8 protein-coding genes are annotated in these 17,241 nt (G+C 66.4%); 2 read left to right on the top strand and 6 right to left on the bottom strand.

The window, feature by feature from the left end; genetic code table 11:
* Nucleotides 1–4 precede the first annotated feature (4 nt).
* Together FHX32_RS20195 and FHX32_RS20200 are read left to right on the top strand one after the other, a co-directional pair.
* Nucleotides 5–2,959 (top strand): LysM peptidoglycan-binding domain-containing protein, encoded by a 2,955-nt coding sequence (locus FHX32_RS20195; protein WP_167185246.1) that lies wholly within the window; start codon nucleotides 5–7, stop codon nucleotides 2,957–2,959.
* 64 nt (nucleotides 2,960–3,023) lie between these two features.
* A complete protein-coding gene (locus FHX32_RS20200; protein WP_167185250.1) occupies nucleotides 3,024–3,761 on the top strand; it encodes a prepilin peptidase in 738 nt (245 codons plus the stop codon).
* Nucleotides 3,762–4,467: 706 nt separating this feature from the next.
* Here the strand turns inward: FHX32_RS20200 and FHX32_RS20205 are convergent.
* The 6 genes from FHX32_RS20205 to FHX32_RS20230 all read right to left on the bottom strand — a co-directional run bounded on the left by FHX32_RS20205 (nucleotide 4,468) and on the right by FHX32_RS20230 (nucleotide 17,089).
* Entirely contained in the window at nucleotides 4,468–5,700 is a 1,233-nt protein-coding gene (locus tag FHX32_RS20205; RefSeq protein ID WP_167185253.1) for a TIGR02391 family protein, read from the bottom strand.
* A 711-nt stretch (nucleotides 5,701–6,411) separates the two neighbouring features.
* Nucleotides 6,412–9,294, bottom strand: a complete 2,883-nt coding sequence (locus FHX32_RS20210; RefSeq protein ID WP_167185256.1) for a pPIWI_RE module domain-containing protein — start codon at nucleotides 9,292–9,294, stop codon at nucleotides 6,412–6,414.
* Nucleotides 9,295–9,330: 36 nt separating this feature from the next.
* Nucleotides 9,331–12,846, bottom strand: a complete 3,516-nt coding sequence (locus FHX32_RS20215) for a pPIWI_RE_Z domain-containing protein (RefSeq protein ID WP_167185259.1) — start codon at nucleotides 12,844–12,846, stop codon at nucleotides 9,331–9,333.
* Nucleotides 12,839–13,996, bottom strand: coding sequence for a pPIWI_RE_Y domain-containing protein (locus tag FHX32_RS20220; protein ID WP_167185262.1), 1,158 nt, complete (start codon nucleotides 13,994–13,996; stop codon nucleotides 12,839–12,841). Before FHX32_RS20220 ends, FHX32_RS20215 begins: the two co-directional genes overlap by 8 nt.
* On the bottom strand, nucleotides 13,968–15,437 hold the full coding sequence (locus FHX32_RS20225; protein ID WP_486481204.1) for a PD-(D/E)XK nuclease family protein: 1,470 nt from the start codon (nucleotides 15,435–15,437) through the stop codon (nucleotides 13,968–13,970). Before FHX32_RS20225 ends, FHX32_RS20220 begins: the two co-directional genes overlap by 29 nt.
* Before the next feature lie 614 nt (nucleotides 15,438–16,051).
* Entirely contained in the window at nucleotides 16,052–17,089 is a 1,038-nt protein-coding gene (locus FHX32_RS20230; RefSeq protein ID WP_167186307.1) for a M23 family metallopeptidase, read from the bottom strand.
* Nucleotides 17,090–17,241 lie beyond the last annotated feature (152 nt).

Genomic DNA, 17,241 nt, shown 5'->3' on the forward strand with positions numbered 1-17,241 from the left:
GCGCATGTGGACGGTAGTCGCCCGCGCTGGTCAGCGGCTCGTCAACGCCGTGGGCCTGCTCGCCCTGCTACTCGGCGTCCCGCTCGCGCAGCTGCGCTACATCGGCTCGCCCCTGCCCGACCACATGCCCGTCCTGGCCGAGGTGCGCACGGCGTTGACCAGCCGAGATTGGCTCACCGACGCCACCTTCCTCAACGGGCTCTCCGTCCTGCTGTGGGTGCTGTGGCTGCTGTTCGCAGTATCCGTCGTCATCGAGATCGGGGCCGCTGTCCGGGGCGTGCGGCCCCCCCGCTACCGGCTCCTCGCACCCACCCAGAGCTTGGCCGGCGCGCTCATCGCCGGGATCACCGCCAGCATCGTCGTTGCCGCACCCGCCGCATCGCTGACCGCCTCGCTCACCGGCCCGCCCGCCCACGCCACCTCATCCGCGGCGCTCGTCATTCAGGCGGACTCGAAACCCCGCACCACGGCGGCGATCTCGGCCACCGGCTCGGCCGAGCGCCTGGGTAGCGGCGGGTCGACCTTGCCCGCGCTCAAGCCGGTCGGCATGGTCACCCTGCTGATCAACGGCGAACCGGTCGAGCACACAGTCACCCGCGGCGAGTCGCTGTGGCGCATCGCCGACAAGTACCTCGGCGACGGCAAGCGGTGGACCGAGATCTGGGAACTGAACAAGGGCCGGTACTGGCCCCACATCTCCGGCCGCACCACCTTCAACGACCCCGACCTGATCTTCCCGGGCTGGGTGCTGGCGATGCCGAGCAGCGCCATGCCCGCCAGCGCATCACCGCACAACCCCGGCACCCAGGACCCACCGGCCGCATCGGCCGCGTCACCGACCGACGGACCGACGACGACGCCAAGCACTGGCCCATCAGCGATGCCTGGCCCGTCAGCTACGGTCAGCCCGGAGACATCGGCGAGTTCACCGATGCCGGACGACGACGGGGTCTTCGTCCCGCCCTCGGCGACAGCGCCCATCTCGCCTTCGGCCGGCTCGACGACGCCGACATCCGCGCCGAGTCCGTCCACCGTCCGCACCAGCGATGCCACGCCCCAGCCGGGCGATGAGCGGTCCTCGACCGCGTCGCCGGAATGGGTCATCATCGCTGGCGGCGCGATAGGTGTCGGGCTGGCCGCCCGACTGATCTACGCCGTCGCGATGGTGTGGAAGCGACGCCGTCACCGGTACCGGCCGACACCCATCACCAGCCCGGTCCTGCGGGACGCGGACCTGGCGCCACCCCTGGCAGCGTTGACCCGGCTCCGGCAAGGCGTGCGCCGCGCGGCGCCGCAATTACTCGACCGCAAACCAGACCGTGGCCCGACCGTCCGCGAGTACGTCACCGCGGAAGTGAAGCCCCCGCTGCCGCCCGCCGGTCCCAGCGGCGCCGAACTGGCTGGCGTCGGCGCGCTCCCGGTCACCGCGGGCCTCGGACTGGACGGCCCGGCCGCTCTGGACGCCGCCCGCGCCCTGCTGGTCGCCACCCTCACCGCTGGTGACACCGACGACCTGCACGCGCAAGGCCGCGTCATCATCCCGGCCTCGACACTGGCCACCCTGCTCGGCGTCGCCGCGGTCGACCTCGACCCGATGCAGCGTCTCACCGTCGCCCCGACCTTCGCCGCGGCACTCGCCCTGCTCGAAGAAGAGATCATTCGCCGCAGCCGGATCATCGCCGACCAGGAGACCGCCACCGTTCACGCGCTGCGCGAGGGATGGACCTTCGGCGAACCGCTACCACAACTGCTGCTCATCGCCGACGTCCCCGACCAGGCTTGGCACACCCGGCTTTCCACCGCCACCCGACTTGGCAAGAACGTCGACATCGGCACTGTCCTGATCGGCGCCTGGCCCGAAGGCACCACGCTGACCATCGCCCCCGACGGCACCACCGAGGGCAGCGACGGCGAGCGCGTCGCGGTGCTCGACACCGCCGCGGCCGCCGCCATCCTGACCATGCTCGCCGAAGCGTACGGCGACGACGAACCTCCCGCCGCCCCGCCCGCACCTGCCCAAACCCAACCGGCGACGGCCACGCCAGCCTCCAGCGATTCGTCTGCCGAGACCGAAAGCCTCGACACTGCCCCCCATTTCGCCGACCCCGCACCCCAGCTCGCCGGCCCGCAATCCGACTCCAGTACGGCCGTGGCCGATACGGCAGAGCCGGCGGGGGGCGCCGCCGGTAGGCGGGTACACGCCCGCGTCCTCGGCGAACCCGCGATCCTCGGCACCGATGGCAAGCCCGTGCGCGGTCTGCGCGCCAAGAGCCTGGAACTGTTCGTATACCTGGTCGTCCACCGCAGCGGCGCCGCCCTCGACGACATCATGGAAGCCATCTGGCCCGACGTGACCGTCTCCCGTGCAGCCGAACGCCTCTCCACCTGCGTGGCCAACCTCCGCAGCGTCATCCGCTCGATCGCCCAGACCGACACGGAACCCGCCGACAACGCCCCCAAGATCGAACCGGTTATCAACACCGGTGGCCACTACCACCTCGACCCGGCCCTGCTGCAGGTCGACTGGTGGGCCATCCAAGACGCCTACGCCCGAGTCGCCACTGCGGGCGGCGACGCCGCCCGCCTAGCCCACCTGCAAACCGCGATCGCTACCACCAGCGGCAGCCTGGCCGACGGCAGCGACTACGAATGGATCGACACCGACCGCGAGCACGCCCGACGCCTCCTCGTGAAGATCTACGCCCAGGCCGCGGGCCTGCTAGCCGACAGCGACCCAGCCGCCGCGCTCGCCCTCTACGACACCGCCTGCGCGCTTGACCCGCTCTCCGACGAACTGGCCCGCCGGGCGATGCGCACCGCGACGCGGCTTGGCGACGCCACCGGCGTACGGGAACGACTCTCCGTACTGCGCCGCGAACTCGACGACGCCGGCATCGACATCGACCCGGACACCGAGGAATTCGCCACCAGCCTGCTGCGCGATCTGGCGAACCCGTGAACATCCCACACCAAACGCCACGGCTGCCCGGCCCGCAGGTCAGCGCCTGTATTGGAGGGCACGCATGACATCCGGATGGGCCGTCATCGCGGCGGCAGCCGCGCTCGCCCTGGCCGGAACCGTCCGGACGTGGATTCTGGCATTCAGCGTCCCCTACGGCCACCCGCCACGACCGGCCTGCCCTGGCTGCCAGACCGCAGTCATCCCCGCCGCCCGGATCTGGCGACTCGGGTGGTTGCCGCCGAACGGCCGTTGCCGCACCTGCGCGGCGCGGATCGGCCCACCACCCGGCGCTGTCGAGGCCGTCCTCGCCGTCGCGACCGGTGTGCTCGTGGCCGCCATCGCCACGCCAGCCGCGGCACCTGTCCTGGTCTGCCTTGCCTCGGCCTGCGTCACGCTCGCGTTCGTCGACCTTGCTGTTCGACGTCTCCCTGACCCGTTCACCGCGGCGGCGTTCGCCGCCGCCGCAGTGGCTGTCCTGCTGCAGACGCTGACCGGCGGAGGCTGGAGCCAGGCACTGCGCGCCGCCGCAGCAGCAGGTATCACCGCCGGCTGCTACTTCCTGCTGACCCTCATCGCCAACGGCGGCTTCGGCGACGTCAAACTCGGACTCACCACCGGGCTACTGCTTGGCGCCCACAGCTGGACCGCCGTCTGGATCGGAGGACTCGTGAGCGTCCTGATCACCTCAGTTATCGGCGCAACGCTGCAGGCCGCAGGTCGGCGGAAATCGGGCGACGATATCGCACACGGACCCTCGATGCTGGCCGGTGCGTTAATCACCCTCGCCATGATCACCTAGGTGGTGTCGCTCGGAGTATGCCAGTCCGCACCAGCCGCACACCCTCAGCAAGATGCCAGTAACGGAGGGTAGTCACGCTAGATACAAAAAGGCTGCCGCGCCTTGCGGGCACGTCGCTGGGCGCGTGGCCGGGGTTGGGCCCCGGCGGCCAGTCGGCTGCGCAGGAGGCAAAGCGAGGCCGCAGAAACATGGCTGTGATCGAGCGCCGGCGTGACCAGTCGAACCGTCTTGTGGCGCTGGGGTCCGCGATTCGGTTTCGAGCAAGCAGGCGAGGCTATCGCTGCGCCGCAGCTCGACGCCGCACGCCAACTCACTGGAGCCGGCGTTCGTCGTGCAAACGTATGGCTTGGACCTCGATTACGACGACGATGAGGACTTCGGAGTGACCTACCGATGCGGACCCTCGTTCGAGGAGTTCGCCTACTGGTTCCTGGGTCGAGAACCGGATCTGGCGGCACCTGCACGATCCAGATGCCGGGCCGCTACCGCCACGCCTCGCCGCATACCTTGCGCACTGTCCGCAGCTGCTGTCTTGACAATCCCGTTCAGCGGCGACAGCCACTCACCGGCAAGACCATGCATCGACTCCCATCGCACACCGTCAGGTACCGGGACGCGCGGTCTGCCAGATGAGGGCGGCCGCAACTTCCCAACGAACGCTAATTTTGGACCGGAAGCCTATCCGTTCAAGCTCGGAAGGCACTCGTCAGGACTGCTCCTTCGTGAGCCAGTCCTTCGCCTTCTGTGAAATCGTGTCCGGATACTTCTTCTGAACAAACTCCAAGAACTGCTCCATACCTGCCGACTGGTCGTTGCCGTACGAGTCCTTTGTCGGTAGATCCAGCAAGCGGTCGACGTCGGCTTCGGAGAGTTCATCGACCACGAGCTCAAGCCGCATCAGCACGACGTTGCTGTGGTCGTAGCTCCGGGTGAAGTCAGCCTCGTGCAGCCACTTGGTCTTGAGCACCTTACGCACCGCTGGCGACTGAAGTTTGGCAGGGAGCGTCAGGCTTCGCAGCCACTTGCCATCCTCGAAGTCACGGTAAAAGGCACCTGCGGTTCGGTAGCTCTGGCGCTTGGTGAGAACCAGGTCTTCAAGCTCCTTGATCGTGTCTTCGCTGACGTATCGCGTTATCAGGTCATAGGCGAGGCTCGCAAGCGAGATGTAGTGCACGGCAAGGTTGGGTTCGAGAGGTGTTGCCGGCGTGTGGGCCTTCTCGTTTCTGAGATGCTGGACACCCAAGTGTAGGTACCCGATACCACGGAAAAAGTCGGCTTCCGCGTCGTTGGCAGGCGTCGCCTTACCGAACAGAGCTTCGTAGTGTGCGGTGTTCTGGGCGCTATTGTTGAAGACGTCCGAGGCTTTCTCCTTGCCAGTGATCTCGCGAAGCTTCCCTCGCACCAGCTTGTAGGACTCCTCGACTGCATGGAAGTAGTCCCCGGTCGCCAGGTACCGCCCGATGTGGTTGTAAATGTCCCCGTGGATCTCGATCTGAATCTTGTTCTTTGAAACCGTCGCTTCGGTAGTGAAGATGGCGGGTGTGGGGTCAGCTACGTCGTCGGCCGACCTTGTCTGCCCCCTACCAGCAGACGGTGCACGTCCGAGCTTGGCCGCGATCCTTCGGATCCTGGCGATCTGGTCGTCCGTGATCTCCTCGCGGAAGCCTGAAAAGCCCGGAGCAGCCTGCTTCGCTTCGATGTAGTCCGCAAGGGTGCCGAGCGTTGATGCGACCTCGCAATCTGAGCCGATCTTCCACAGCGTCCTCAACCTATTGGCCTTCGACACTCCGTACTCGGCGTACTTGTCCTCGTAGATGTCGATGGCGAGATCGTCGAATAGCTGCGCCAATGATGTGTTTGTGAGGTCGAGGACGTATCCACCACTCATGCCCAGCACAGCCTCCAGGAAGGTCTTGTCTGGCAACGACAGCTTGCTCACGACTCGTTGCTCCTCTACTCGGCCTGTCGTTCCGTAGTGAGCCAGCACGATGACGTCTGCCCGCCGGCACGACCGAGCACAGGATCATCGTCAAGATCGGATGCGCTGTCATCGGCACGGTCGGACATCCGACACCACAACCTCCGTCATGCTCCGTAGCGAGGGGTTCGCGGCAGACCAATGCTCCTCCGGCAACAGCACGCACCGGAAGCATGCTGCGGCCATGATGGCCACACGGCCGGAGCAGACGAGGCGAGCACTCGTACAAGAATGTACGGCCGAAGCTGCCGAAGCAAAGCGGGCACTTACTTGTTTCGTCGTCAGGTGCAAACGCGAAACCGCGCGAAAAGCGGAGTTGGTTTACGGCAACGCCTTAGCGTGGGCAAGTGACGTTGTTGATGGCCCGTGGCCAAGCACCCATTCAGGAGCTGATCGCCACGCCGAGGATCTGCCGGAAGCCGAGGAGGAGCTCCTTCTTGTCCTAGCCGATGATATCGGAATGATGGTCGACGAATTGGATGGCCTGGCACGATACGGCACCAGGCTGGGTGGCACCGGGAAGCGTTACTGATCCGCACGTGCGTTAGGCAAAAGCAGCGTCCCACTCGCTAATTCACTAGCGATAGTTCTGGGGTGCGGCGCCTGGGCCAGGCTGGGCACCTCGTGCGGAGTGAGGTACCCAGCCGTGTGTCCGTTTGTTCCCGAGGGCCCTCAGGACTCGAAGTCGAAGGCTAGTTGAATATCGCCTTCGGGTTCGGGTTGATCGTCGATGTTGTCGCTATCGCCTTCGAGGGTGTCGTCGGCGGGTAGGGCGTATTGGTTGGTGAGTCGTGCGACGTGCATAATCAGGGGCCTGCTGAGAGCTGCCCGGTAGTCGTCAAAGCAGTGGCGTTGCTGGTGCAGAAACCCGGCCCAGTTTGCAGGGTCTTCGCCCTCGGGGTGAGCGACGACGGCGAATTCGAGTAGTTCGGCGTTCCAGGCGTTCTTAGACGGGTCGAGATAGTTCCTCGCGTCTTCTAGCTTTCCGTCGTCGGGGGAACGGCCTTCTGAGGGATCGGGGGCATCGACCTTTGCCGGGCTCTCCTTGTAATGAGGCGTAAGTTTGGCTAGGTCGATGACGATGGAGCTGTGGGTAGCCGGCTTGTCGACCGTGCTGTAGTAGACGCGCGCCTGCTCGGTGTTTCCGGTTCCGTCGTCCTGTCGCCACAGCCCGTCGGAGATGCCGATGCTGTCGCCCTCGAAAGCCCATGACTCGGGGGTTTCGAGGCGTTCGTTGCCGCAGATCCGTACCAGCCTCATCTTCTTGCCGAAGAGGCTGATTTTCTGGGGTCGCAATTCGCCGAGCTGGAGGTGGTCGGGCAGCATGTGAGCGTTCTGTACTGTGGTGAGCCGATACCGGATGTTGTGGGCTTCAGTCAGGATGAGGGTCTGCGTGTTCCGGAACCGGGTTAGGGTGCTTCGGATGAAGGCGGCGAGCCGTTCCTTCTGCTCGTCTTCCTTTGCCGGGCTGGCGTGGTAGTTCGTGCCGGCCAGGGTCTTGAGCAGGGTCGGGTAGGGCACCCAGTCGGCCATGCCTTCGGTTTTGCCCATGATGTGCTTTTGGCCGGGTCGGATCAGGATGGCGATCGGGATGAAGATTTGGTGAGTGTTGGTGTCGTCGTTGCGCCGTTTGACGACCCAGAAGGCGAGCTGCTCGAGGTCGTCGGGGATGGCGCCCTTGAGGCGATGTTGCGGGACAAATCGGATGCCGAGCTGACGTAGGCAGTCGTCCCAGGCGGCTTCGGCCCGGTGCTGGTTGCTGGCCTCTTCCTTGTCGAGGTCCTTGCCAGGGAACTCGTCGGGGCGGATGAACTGGCTGACCATGTCGGCGTCGGCGCAGCCCATGCGGATCGCGAATTTCGGGTCGGTGGTGCGCGCGTTGAAGGCTTTCGCGCCGTCGAGCTCGATGAGGGCGAGTTGCAGGGTGTCACCGACTTCTTCGGCCAGATCTTTCATGGCGCAAGCGACCAGCTTTCGGTGTGCGGCGACAGCTTCGTCGTGCTTCCGGCCGCGCCGAGGAACGGAGCCCTCGCCGATCGCTGCGCCGAGCCTGCCAAGGGGACGGGCGTAGATCGTGAGGGTGAGGTCTCCGACGTCCCATGTCCAGGTGTCGTTGCTGGCGGGTTGCTGATGGGGCAGATCGAGCAGTCGTTCGACGGTAGCGAGCAGGCGGTCGCGCATTCCCTTGCCGTCGCCCTGGTAGAGCAAGACGGCGGAGAGCCGGCCGTCCACGGCGGCGGCCAGCTGCTGGCGTCGGATGAGCGCGTTCGCCTTCGAGATTTCATCGTTTGCGGCGTGGGCGGCTTCCTGCCTTTCGACGAGCTGGGCGCGCTCGGCGTCGGTCTGGTCCTTCTTGTCCTTCGGGACGCTTTCGAGCTTGGTGAGGCTCCGGCTCGCCTTGCCGCCGATGAGCACGCGGGTCAGGGGCTGGTCGAGATCGAAGTCGGGCTGCAGGCACTGGCCGATCCAGCGGATCAGGCGGCTGCGTTCGGCTGGCATGATGCCGGTGCCGACCTGGTGGTCGGGGCCACGCATGGTGGTGTGGTAGGTGACGGCCGCAGTGACGCCATCTCGGCCGAAGATCCAGGCGTCCGACTTGCCGGCGAGCTGCTCGGCTGCCGGGAGATTTTCCAAGGCGCCGATCCGGTTGAGGATCTGTTCGGTGCCGCCGTTGCGCCAGCCCATTTCCCGGGTGTCGCGGTCCCAGATCAGGTGGGCGACCGCGAACTTCTGCGATGTCGGTGCATTGGTGACGAACGGGCTAGTCGACTGTAGGAGGGTGGAGGCTCCCCAGCGGCCCTTGGTGTGTAGCTCGCCGCTGGTCCAACGCCGGATGCCGGTGTCGACGTGCAGCCGCATGGTGGGGTCGAACGCCTTTGTACGCAGCGCGATCTTGATCGTGGCGCTGTAGTACCAGGTCCGGATGTTGCTGCCTTTGCCGGTGTGGTGTTCCAGCGGCGGCCAGGAGACGAGTTCGGCGTAGCCGTTGGCGGGATTGGCCGCGACCTGCCGGAACCGAATGGATTTGCTGCCGTGCTGGTAGGACTGGCCGGCGATCTTGGCTGCGGCGTAGTCCGGCAGCAGGCTGAACAGGTGAGGGTGCGGGACGGCGGTGTTGCCATCGGAGAGTTCGTGGGCGAGCAGGTCGACGGTCTTTTGCGTCCATTGCAGGGTGCCCGAGTCGAGTTTCGTGATTGTCGGCATCACGAGCGCTTTGCCGTCGTCGGTGGTGGGCAGGTCATAAAGCCAGGCATTGATGAAGGTCCGCATGATCGCCGGCGGGAACGGCTTTGCTGCGAACAGCCAGGGGTTGCCTTCGTCGAGGGTTGCCCAGGTAGCGGTGGAGACTAGATCGGGGGCGGCGGTGCGCATCAGTGCGTTGAGGCGCCCGATCGGTACCTGCTGGGCGCGAGCGCGTGATTCCTCGCGCCAACCGGCTGTGCGGAGGTCAAGGATAGGACGGCGCCAGGAGGCGGGAAAGGTAAGTGTGTGCAGCCGAATTTCGAGTTTGCGGCTTGCCACGAATGCTGCGGTCTGGGTGTGGTCGTAGCGCATCGAGGGCCTTTCTGAACCGGTCCGTGCGGGTAAAGATCAGTTCATGTCGCGCAGGGCGCGGTAGAGCGGGTCGTAGAGGGCTTCAACCAGCGATCGGTCGATCGCCGGTTGTGCCGACTCGGGGTCGAAGTAGGGCACGAGTTCGTGCAGCATGCTGGCGAGCAGGCTGGTCGCTGGGGTGTCGTCGCCCGTGAAGCCGGCCTCGCGGGGGGAGAAGGCGCCGTCCACGAAGTAGACGCGGGCGGCGACACCTCCGCGCACGAGTCGTCCGATGACCTGCCAGATGACCACGAGCTGGTCCCAGGTGAAGGCCGACTTTTCGTCGGGAGGCAAGCTGGTCCAGGACAGGCGGCGGGTAAGGAAGCGGTGCCATTTGCGGGCGGCTTCGGCCCGGAAGCGAAGGCCGGCGTCGTCGGGGCTGCCAGCCGCTAGAGCGGTCTGGGTGAAGCGACGGCCCGGGCCGCGGACTTGGCGAACCGCCCAGTCGTTGATCGCCTGGGTGGCCAGGGTGATGTCGTCGGGGCGGTGGTGCGGGCGGGCGAGGAAGTACACGCTGCCGATGGCGGCTTTACCGCCGGGAACCACGATGTTGTGCCCTCGTTCGACGGCCAGCAGCGGCGCGATCAGCAGCTGCCCGCCGATGTCGGGGAACTTGGTCAGCTCGCCGCGGCGAAGGTGCAGTTGCCGGGTGTCGGCGGGCAGGTTGCTCCAGGAGTGGTCGAGGTCGGTGTCGTCGGATACCAGGACCGTGACGTTGCCGGTCCATTCCGGCAGGTTGTTGAGGTAGTGCCCGGCACGTTGCGCTTCGGCGTAGCTGCCGACCAGCAGCAGGATCCTGCGGCGTTGTGGGTCGTCGATGTCGTCCAGTTCCTGCTGCAGCAGCGAGGTTGCGCCCGTCAGGCTGCGGTCAGGTACGGCCAGTTGGTGCAGCATCTGCTCGAGCTGGGCGGGACGCTGCCGGGGGTCGGTGCCGGACAGCCTCAGGGCGGTGGTGACGCCGGGTGGGTAGAGGAAGAGCTTGCGGAAGGTGCTCTTCTTGATGGCGGCGACCTCGTGTTCGTGGGGCCGCAGCACGGCGTCGACCTGGGCGTGCAGGTGGTAGCGGCTGGAGGTGCCGGCCCAGCTGGTGGCCGACATCAGCAGCACGTGCGGGCCGGGCCGGTTGTCCACGGCAGGGATGTCGGCGAGCTCCAGCAGCAGCTCGCGGCCGACGCCGTTACAGCGGAAGAACCGCAGCTCGCCGCTTTGGTCGCCGTCCTCGTTGCGGTCGCCGGCCTGGAACTGAAAGCCGAGCACGTTACCCATGGGGGATTCGGGGACCACCGGCATGTAGTCCTTGGGCGGCCGGCGCGACAGCACGTTGGAGGTCGAGTCCAGGTTGAGCGCGGCTTCGACGCGAGGCCACAGAATGGTCATGCGGTCAAGGCGATCGTGGAGGACCGCCAGGACGAGGGTGAATTCGAAGCGGTGCAGGTTGGCGTCGAGGTCACCGGCGACGGAGGCGTTGTTCGGGACCAACTGGCGGAGCAATTTCTTGAGCCGCTCACGGCTGAACTCGCGAACGAATACCCCGCGGGGGGCGTGCAGCAGCTCGGTCGCCATCGCCACGAGCGCGTTGACCAGGTCCGTCGTCGTATCCTCGGGACCACGCCCGCGCAACGGGGTCAGCGGCGAGTCGCGGAAACTGCCGAGAACGGTGTCGACACGCTGGAGCTCGGCCCGCTGGGAAGCAAGTTTGTCCTCGTCGGGGGCCACGGCATTCTCGTCATCGTTGCGGTTGCGCCTGCGCAGCTCGGGAAACCACTCATTGATCAGCCACTGGTGCAAGGTCATCGCGCTGAAGTAGTCCTGCGTGATCCATCGCCGCAGCGGTTCGTCGTTGATCAGCATGGAGTAGATCCGGTCGGTAGCCGTGATGACCGTGTTGAGCGCGTTGTTCCAATCGTCGGTCTCGTCACTCGACAACTGCAGCCGACCCTGCGCGGCCAGCTCGGTGAGCTTGTGCTTGCCGACCTCGTCGAGCCACGACTCCGCACCACGGGCCACCAGCGTCGCCGCCGGCGCGAACGCGGTGTCGAGCTGCATCTGTACCCGGTCGGCCTCGTCAACGATGATCAGGTCGCTGCGGCGGCAGGCCAGCTCCAGGTAGCGCATGTTCTCGTCGTTGAGATGGTCGGGCACACGGCTGTGCACCAGCGATGCCGGCGTGGCGACCCAGATCTGCGCGTCGACCAGGTCGCGGGCCGCACTATGCCGCGGGCACGCAGTCCACAACGGGCATCCGTGACGTTTCGGCCTGGCTGGCCTACGGCGACGCCGGAACCCCGTGCTGACGAGGTCGGGATCGTCGTGCTCGATCTCGGCCTTCTCGACATCGTCAGCGTTGTACAAGCCGGTGCATGGCGCAGCGGTGATTGCCAGCGCCCGGCGCGCCTCGAACCCCCGTAAGGCGTCGAGCGGGCAGGCGCTCGACAGGTGCGCGAAACCGGGGTTGTCATGATTCAGCATGGTCTGTGTCGCAGACTCGCTGCGCCGGTGCAACCGCTGAATGTTGCGTTCGAGGGTGGACTTTCCCAGGATCGGCGCGGCGTGCACACCGAGGCGGCGGAACTGCTCGGTGATGGTCAGCACTTCGGCGACGTCACCGACGACGATCGTGGTCCGGCGTCGGTCGGCCGGGCGCTCGCGGGTGGCGAGCTGGAAGGCCAGAATGTCACGGATCGTGGACTTGCCGGCGCCGACCATGCCGACCAGGTTCATCAGCCTGTCGATGCGCAGCCGGGGATGGGCCACGAACGCCCCGGCGGCTTCGTCGCGCAGCAGCAACTCGACCCGCCGCAGACGCTTCTTCCAATCGTTGGACTTGCCCGGCGTGCGGTTCTCCGCCAGATCCGCGGCGTTGGCGGCGACCTCCACGGCATCCATAGCATCAGCCGCGGCTTCCAGCTCGGTCATGGTGACGGTGATCGGCTCGCCTTTGCCTGCCGGCACCGCCCCGACGTCATGCCCGATCCAGGGCTTGAGGCCGATCAGCTCGACGGGGATGTTCACGGAGTGGCGCTGGTCGCGGACGTAGAACAACTGGTCTCCGGCACCGGCGATGGGCAGCTCGCGCCGCTCCAGAGGAGGCGGCTGGGTCAGCAACCGTTCATAGACGTCCCTGCGGTCGTGCGCGCGCGTGGGCTCGAGCGCTTTGGGCAGATCGTCGATGGCCGCGAATGTGTAGCCGCGCAGCGTGATGTCGACGTCGAGATACATGTGCAGCGAGTTGTGCCAGGTGTAGCGGCGGCTGCGGTCCCACAGGAAATGCCGGGCCCGCCGGATCATCAGCCGCGCTTCGCTGGTGCGTACGTCGCCGAACACTTCCTCATAGGGGTAGCCGCTGAGCAGCGTCCAGATGTCGCGCACCGGCCGGGTCGGCATGACCCGCGTGCCGAGGTAGATTGCCAGCTCGACGTCGAGCAGGTCACCGATGCCGAACCCGGCAGGTGCCTTCCACGCGCCACGGAATTCGCTGGCGAGGTCGCCGTGCCAGCTACTGCGATCACGCATCGTCGCCTCCCGCAGAGCCGTTCTTACGCAGCCGGGTCAAGGTGGTTGTCAACATGCGGAGAAACGCCTTGTCGCTGAGCAGGGTCACCTGCTCCTTGACCTCCGGCGGGCAGAAGTGCTCAAAGACGATCTTGTAGTCCTCGCGGTCGTCGAACCGGTACTGCGGCACCACCAGGAAGGCCCGGTTGTACGGCGGCTCCGGCCGGAACCGGGTGGCGCTGTGCCCGAGCAGGGCCGGGTTGGCGCGGTCTTTCACGTCGACGGCCCAAACCTGCCGGTTCGGTAGCGTGATCCTCAGGTCGTAGGCGTCGCAGCCCGGCCACATCTCCGGGACGAGGCCCTTGCCGATGAGCTTCTGTTCCAGCTCGACCTCGGCCAGCCCCGGGCCGGTGATGAACATGCGCAGCGGCGCTCGCAGTAAATACAGCCCGCCGGTCGAGCGATCGTCGATGAACTCTTTCGGGGTGGCGTGGGCTTCCCGGCGGCAGCGGTCCAGCTCGCACCGCCAGGACCGCCCATCGGGTTTGAGTAGGCAGTGGCAGCGTGCGCACGTAGCGAAGCATCCGTCGGTGCCTCGGTAGGCGGCCGGGGCCGGCTCGTAGCACCGGTTCACCGTCTCCAAAACGGTGCCCAGCTCGGGATACTCACCGATCAGCGTCGCCTTGTCGATACCGGTCAGGACCGGCTTGTCGATCAAAAGGTACCGGAACGCGGTGTAGGACTGCGGCGATCGTGCCGCCTCGCACTGTGCGAAGACCGTACGGATGATCTCGTTTTCGAAGAACTCGGCTGCGGCATCGGGACCTGAGACCTCCCACTCGTAGCATCGCTGGGTGGGGACCCCGGTCTGCGCGTCGACCAGGAACTCGTCCAAGTTCTCGGCTTCCGCCGGCAGGTCAAACGGCCATTGTCCGATCGGCCTGGTCGCCGCCCAATGCGCCATGTCTGCGACGCTGGCCGGCGGCTCCATCTCGCGCAGCAGGCACTGCAGGACCAGGTGGTTGTAGGCCTTCTGCACCTTGTCCGAGTAGATCGGGTCCGGGGACCTGTCGTGACGCGACAGGTCGACCAGAGCGGTCGCGACCATGCGCAGCAGCGTCACCCCGGTGAAGGTGGACAGATCAGGCGGGCTGTTCTCGGTCAGCACCACGAGCGGTCTCCTGAGAGGACGGCGGCGTGTCCGTTTCCGCCGCGCTGGGACACCACCTACTTACCGGACAGGTACGACAGTTATCCCCAGGCGCCGCGGCGAAGGTGTTGTCCTCGCGCCACGGCTGCGCCATTCTCCGCAGGACTGAGTACGACTTATCGAGCTCCTGCGGATCTGACGGGTCGACCATGATGAGATCCGCTCCGGTCGGCCGGAGGATCTCCAGCTCCACTCGGGAACCGTCGACGGGTCCGCCGAGCAGGCCTCGCCCGAGGATGGCCGTCGCGAGCGCGACCTGCGGGAACTCTGTGACGGCATCATCGCCACCACGCTGGCGGCGTCGGGTGGTCTTGGTCTCGCGCCACACCCAGGCGCCGTCGTCGCGGTAGACGAGGTCGGGCTTGGCGATCACCAGCGTCTGGGCAGCGGTGTCATGAAGGACAAAGGTCTCTTCGATCCTGAGGTCTGAAGTGTTCTCCTCAAGGGGGCAAACGGACGGGTGATGCGCGAGCATCCGCATGCCGACCTCGGCTGCATCAGCGTCGAGCTCCCAGCGCGGGTCAGGCCAGCTGATATCAGCTGGCATGTCCGCGTGCTGGCACGGTCCGCTTGCTCTCGCGTGCAGCGTCTCCAAATAGCGGTGAACTGCCTGACCGATCCGGGCCGGAGTGGCGTACTCGTTGACCTTCGGCAGATGCAACGCCTGCAGGTGATGTTGGGCCGGGCAATTGTCGTAATAGCGTAGGTCGCTGATCGACACCTGGCGTAGCTTCGCTCGCCGGTACGACCGCAGTCCCAGTAGTCCCGGCGCTCGCGTCACCTCGTCGCAGGCCAGCACGAGGCGGCATTTGAGACAATCGCCGCCCGGGCGGCGCGTCTGGCCATGAAGGACCTGAATCGCTGCGCGGCGTCCATCCTTCTCGTAAAGAGCGGCGGCATCCGCGATCGTTCCGTCGAACAGGACTCTTCTCCGGCCTTCGGTGAGGTCGATGTCGGCGACCACCACGCGAGACACCTCTTCGCGTGCCCGGACAAAAAACTTCCTTTCCCACTCATCCGGCCACGGCGCGGGACGGCCGTATGCGGCCGTGTAGGCCGCGACCGCCACCTCGGCCTCGCTGCGCTGTCGCTGTAGCATGTTCGCGAGGCGAATCAGCCGTAGTTCACGCACCGCACCATCGGCTGAGCGGTAGCGCCGGCCCCAAGCCCATAGCTCGCGTACACCTTGATCGACATGCTGGACCACCCACCAGCGGGCGACCGGCAACATCGATGGTTCCGCCTCACAGGTCGACAGGTAACTGCGTGCGGCATGCTTGATGAAGGCTGCGAGACCTTCGTGAAGCGGCTGCTTCGCCAGCACCGAGTTCAGCGCCTCGTCAACCGGTCGGCGGTCGAACTCCACAGCGTCCAATACGTCCATGACCAGCCGCACCGGCACCGGCGGCTTGTCTCGACGCGGCCAGGCGGCGGGCTTAAGCCCTGGCCTCGACTTCACCGCAAGGTGCATCGCGCACCTATGGTCTCCCCCAGCCAAGACGCTCAATGCCACACGGATGGGCGACGCGCTGCCGACGAGTTCAGGCGGCGCGGTCCAGGGTCCTGCAGGCGGTGCGTCCTCGGGTGTTCTCTGACCGGGAACGAGGGGAAGGGTGCCGCGTTGTTCCGGGCTAACGGCTTCCTGTCTGACATCGCGCTCCCATGACGAGGGTATCCGCACAGTTCAGCACCTTGAAGCTTGATCGCAGGGCGCGAGTTATTGATAACGACGCATTGGAACGCTAGCAGACCAGGTTAACTGAGCAGCAATGCCGACGTGGTGCGTCCGTATCAGCATGATCAGGTGCACCCAACTCGGCCAGATCCGGTGCCGGGCGGGCCGACGCTAGTCACTGAGCATGACGACCCTGATGTGGCTGAGTCGCATGGACGGCTAGCGTTTGCGGCACCTACGCAGTCACCCCGGCATGGGCCGTTCTCACGATCTTGGCGGAGTCGCCAAACGGTCCGCCAAGATCGTGAGAATCCACCATCTGCGGCGAGAACCCACATCCCTTACGTGGCAGTCAGATCGATGCCGTGCATGGCGAAAAAGCCAACGGGGTCGACGGCGTTGGATTCGGCCGCGGGCTGGCCGGTGTGGGTTTCCAGGTGCAGGTGTGGTCCAGAGGAGTGGCCGCTGCTGCCGACCTGGCCGATGACCTGGCCGACGGCGACCTGGTGGCCCACGTCGACGGACGGGCGGCGGACCATGTGGCAGTAGCGGGTGACGGTCGAGTCGGGGTGTAGCAGCTCGACGTACCAGCCGCAGCCGCGGACGTTGACCGGGTGGCCGTCCACGTCGCAGGAGTAGGGGCTGCCGTCGTGCAGGTGGGCGTTGCAGACGACGCGGATGACCAGGCCGGACGCGGCGGCGTGGATCGGGGTGCCCTTCGCTGCGGCGATGTCGACGCCGTCGTGGCCGGGCCGGTCGTCGGTCCGGAACCCGGATACGAGGGGCCCTTGGACTGGTTTCATCCAGCCGCCGATGCTGATGCACTGCTCACCGGGGCCACCAGAACCGAGCGGTTGGCCGGAGACGAGCCCGACGAGGAAGGTCGCGTCGCTCTCCCACTTGGCGTAGGCGTCGGGGTAGGCGGAGCGCTGCACGGCTTGCGCGGCAACGGTCAGCGGCATCGTTTGCCAGCCGGGGATGGTGACGAGCTTGCGGTAGAAGGCTCCCGCCGCGTACTCGGGGTCCATGATCTGCGCCGGGGTGCCCCAGCCTTGGCTCGGCCGTTGCTGGAACAGCCCGAGCGAGTCGTGGTCGTTGCGTTCACCGAGGTGGTCGAGGTTGCGCAGCCCGGACTCCTGCAGCGCGGTGGCCACTGCGATGACGTGACCGCGGACGGGAATGCCGTTCTGGATGCCGACGGTGACGATGACCTGGGCGTAGTGCACTTGTTCGGCGTCGTTGCGGCCGGTGGCGCCGCTCGGGCTAGGGATGACCGAGCAGGCCGACGCGGCCCCGGTGAGGGCGAACAGCCCGGCGACGCAAAGAAACGCGACGCCGAGGACAACGGAGACGACGAGAGCGATGGCGCGGCTGGTCACGGCAGCCGCCGGGTGTGTGCGGGCATGGTGATTCCCTTCGAGGGGGTGCGCCGGCGGCGTTCCGCCCCGGGCTCCGGATGGGTCCGGCACGGGCCTCGAAAGGGGCGCGTGCCGGTGGCGGGACACGGGTGTGTTCCGCCACCGACGGCAGG

This window comes from Micromonospora sp. CNZ280, from assembly GCF_011759515.1.

What these genes read in the sequence shown, in the direction of transcription:
- FHX32_RS20195 (WP_167185246.1), top strand. Translation starts at nt 5, where the DNA reads ATGTGGACGGTAGTCGCCCGCGCTGGTCAGCGGCTCGTCAACGCCGTG.
- FHX32_RS20200 (WP_167185250.1), top strand. Translation starts at nt 3,024, where the DNA reads ATGACATCCGGATGGGCCGTCATCGCGGCGGCAGCCGCGCTCGCCCTG.
- FHX32_RS20210 (WP_167185256.1), bottom strand. Translation starts at nt 9,294, where the DNA reads ATGCGCTACGACCACACCCAGACCGCAGCATTCGTGGCAAGCCGCAAA.
- FHX32_RS20215 (WP_167185259.1), bottom strand. Translation starts at nt 12,846, where the DNA reads ATGCGTGATCGCAGTAGCTGGCACGGCGACCTCGCCAGCGAATTCCGT.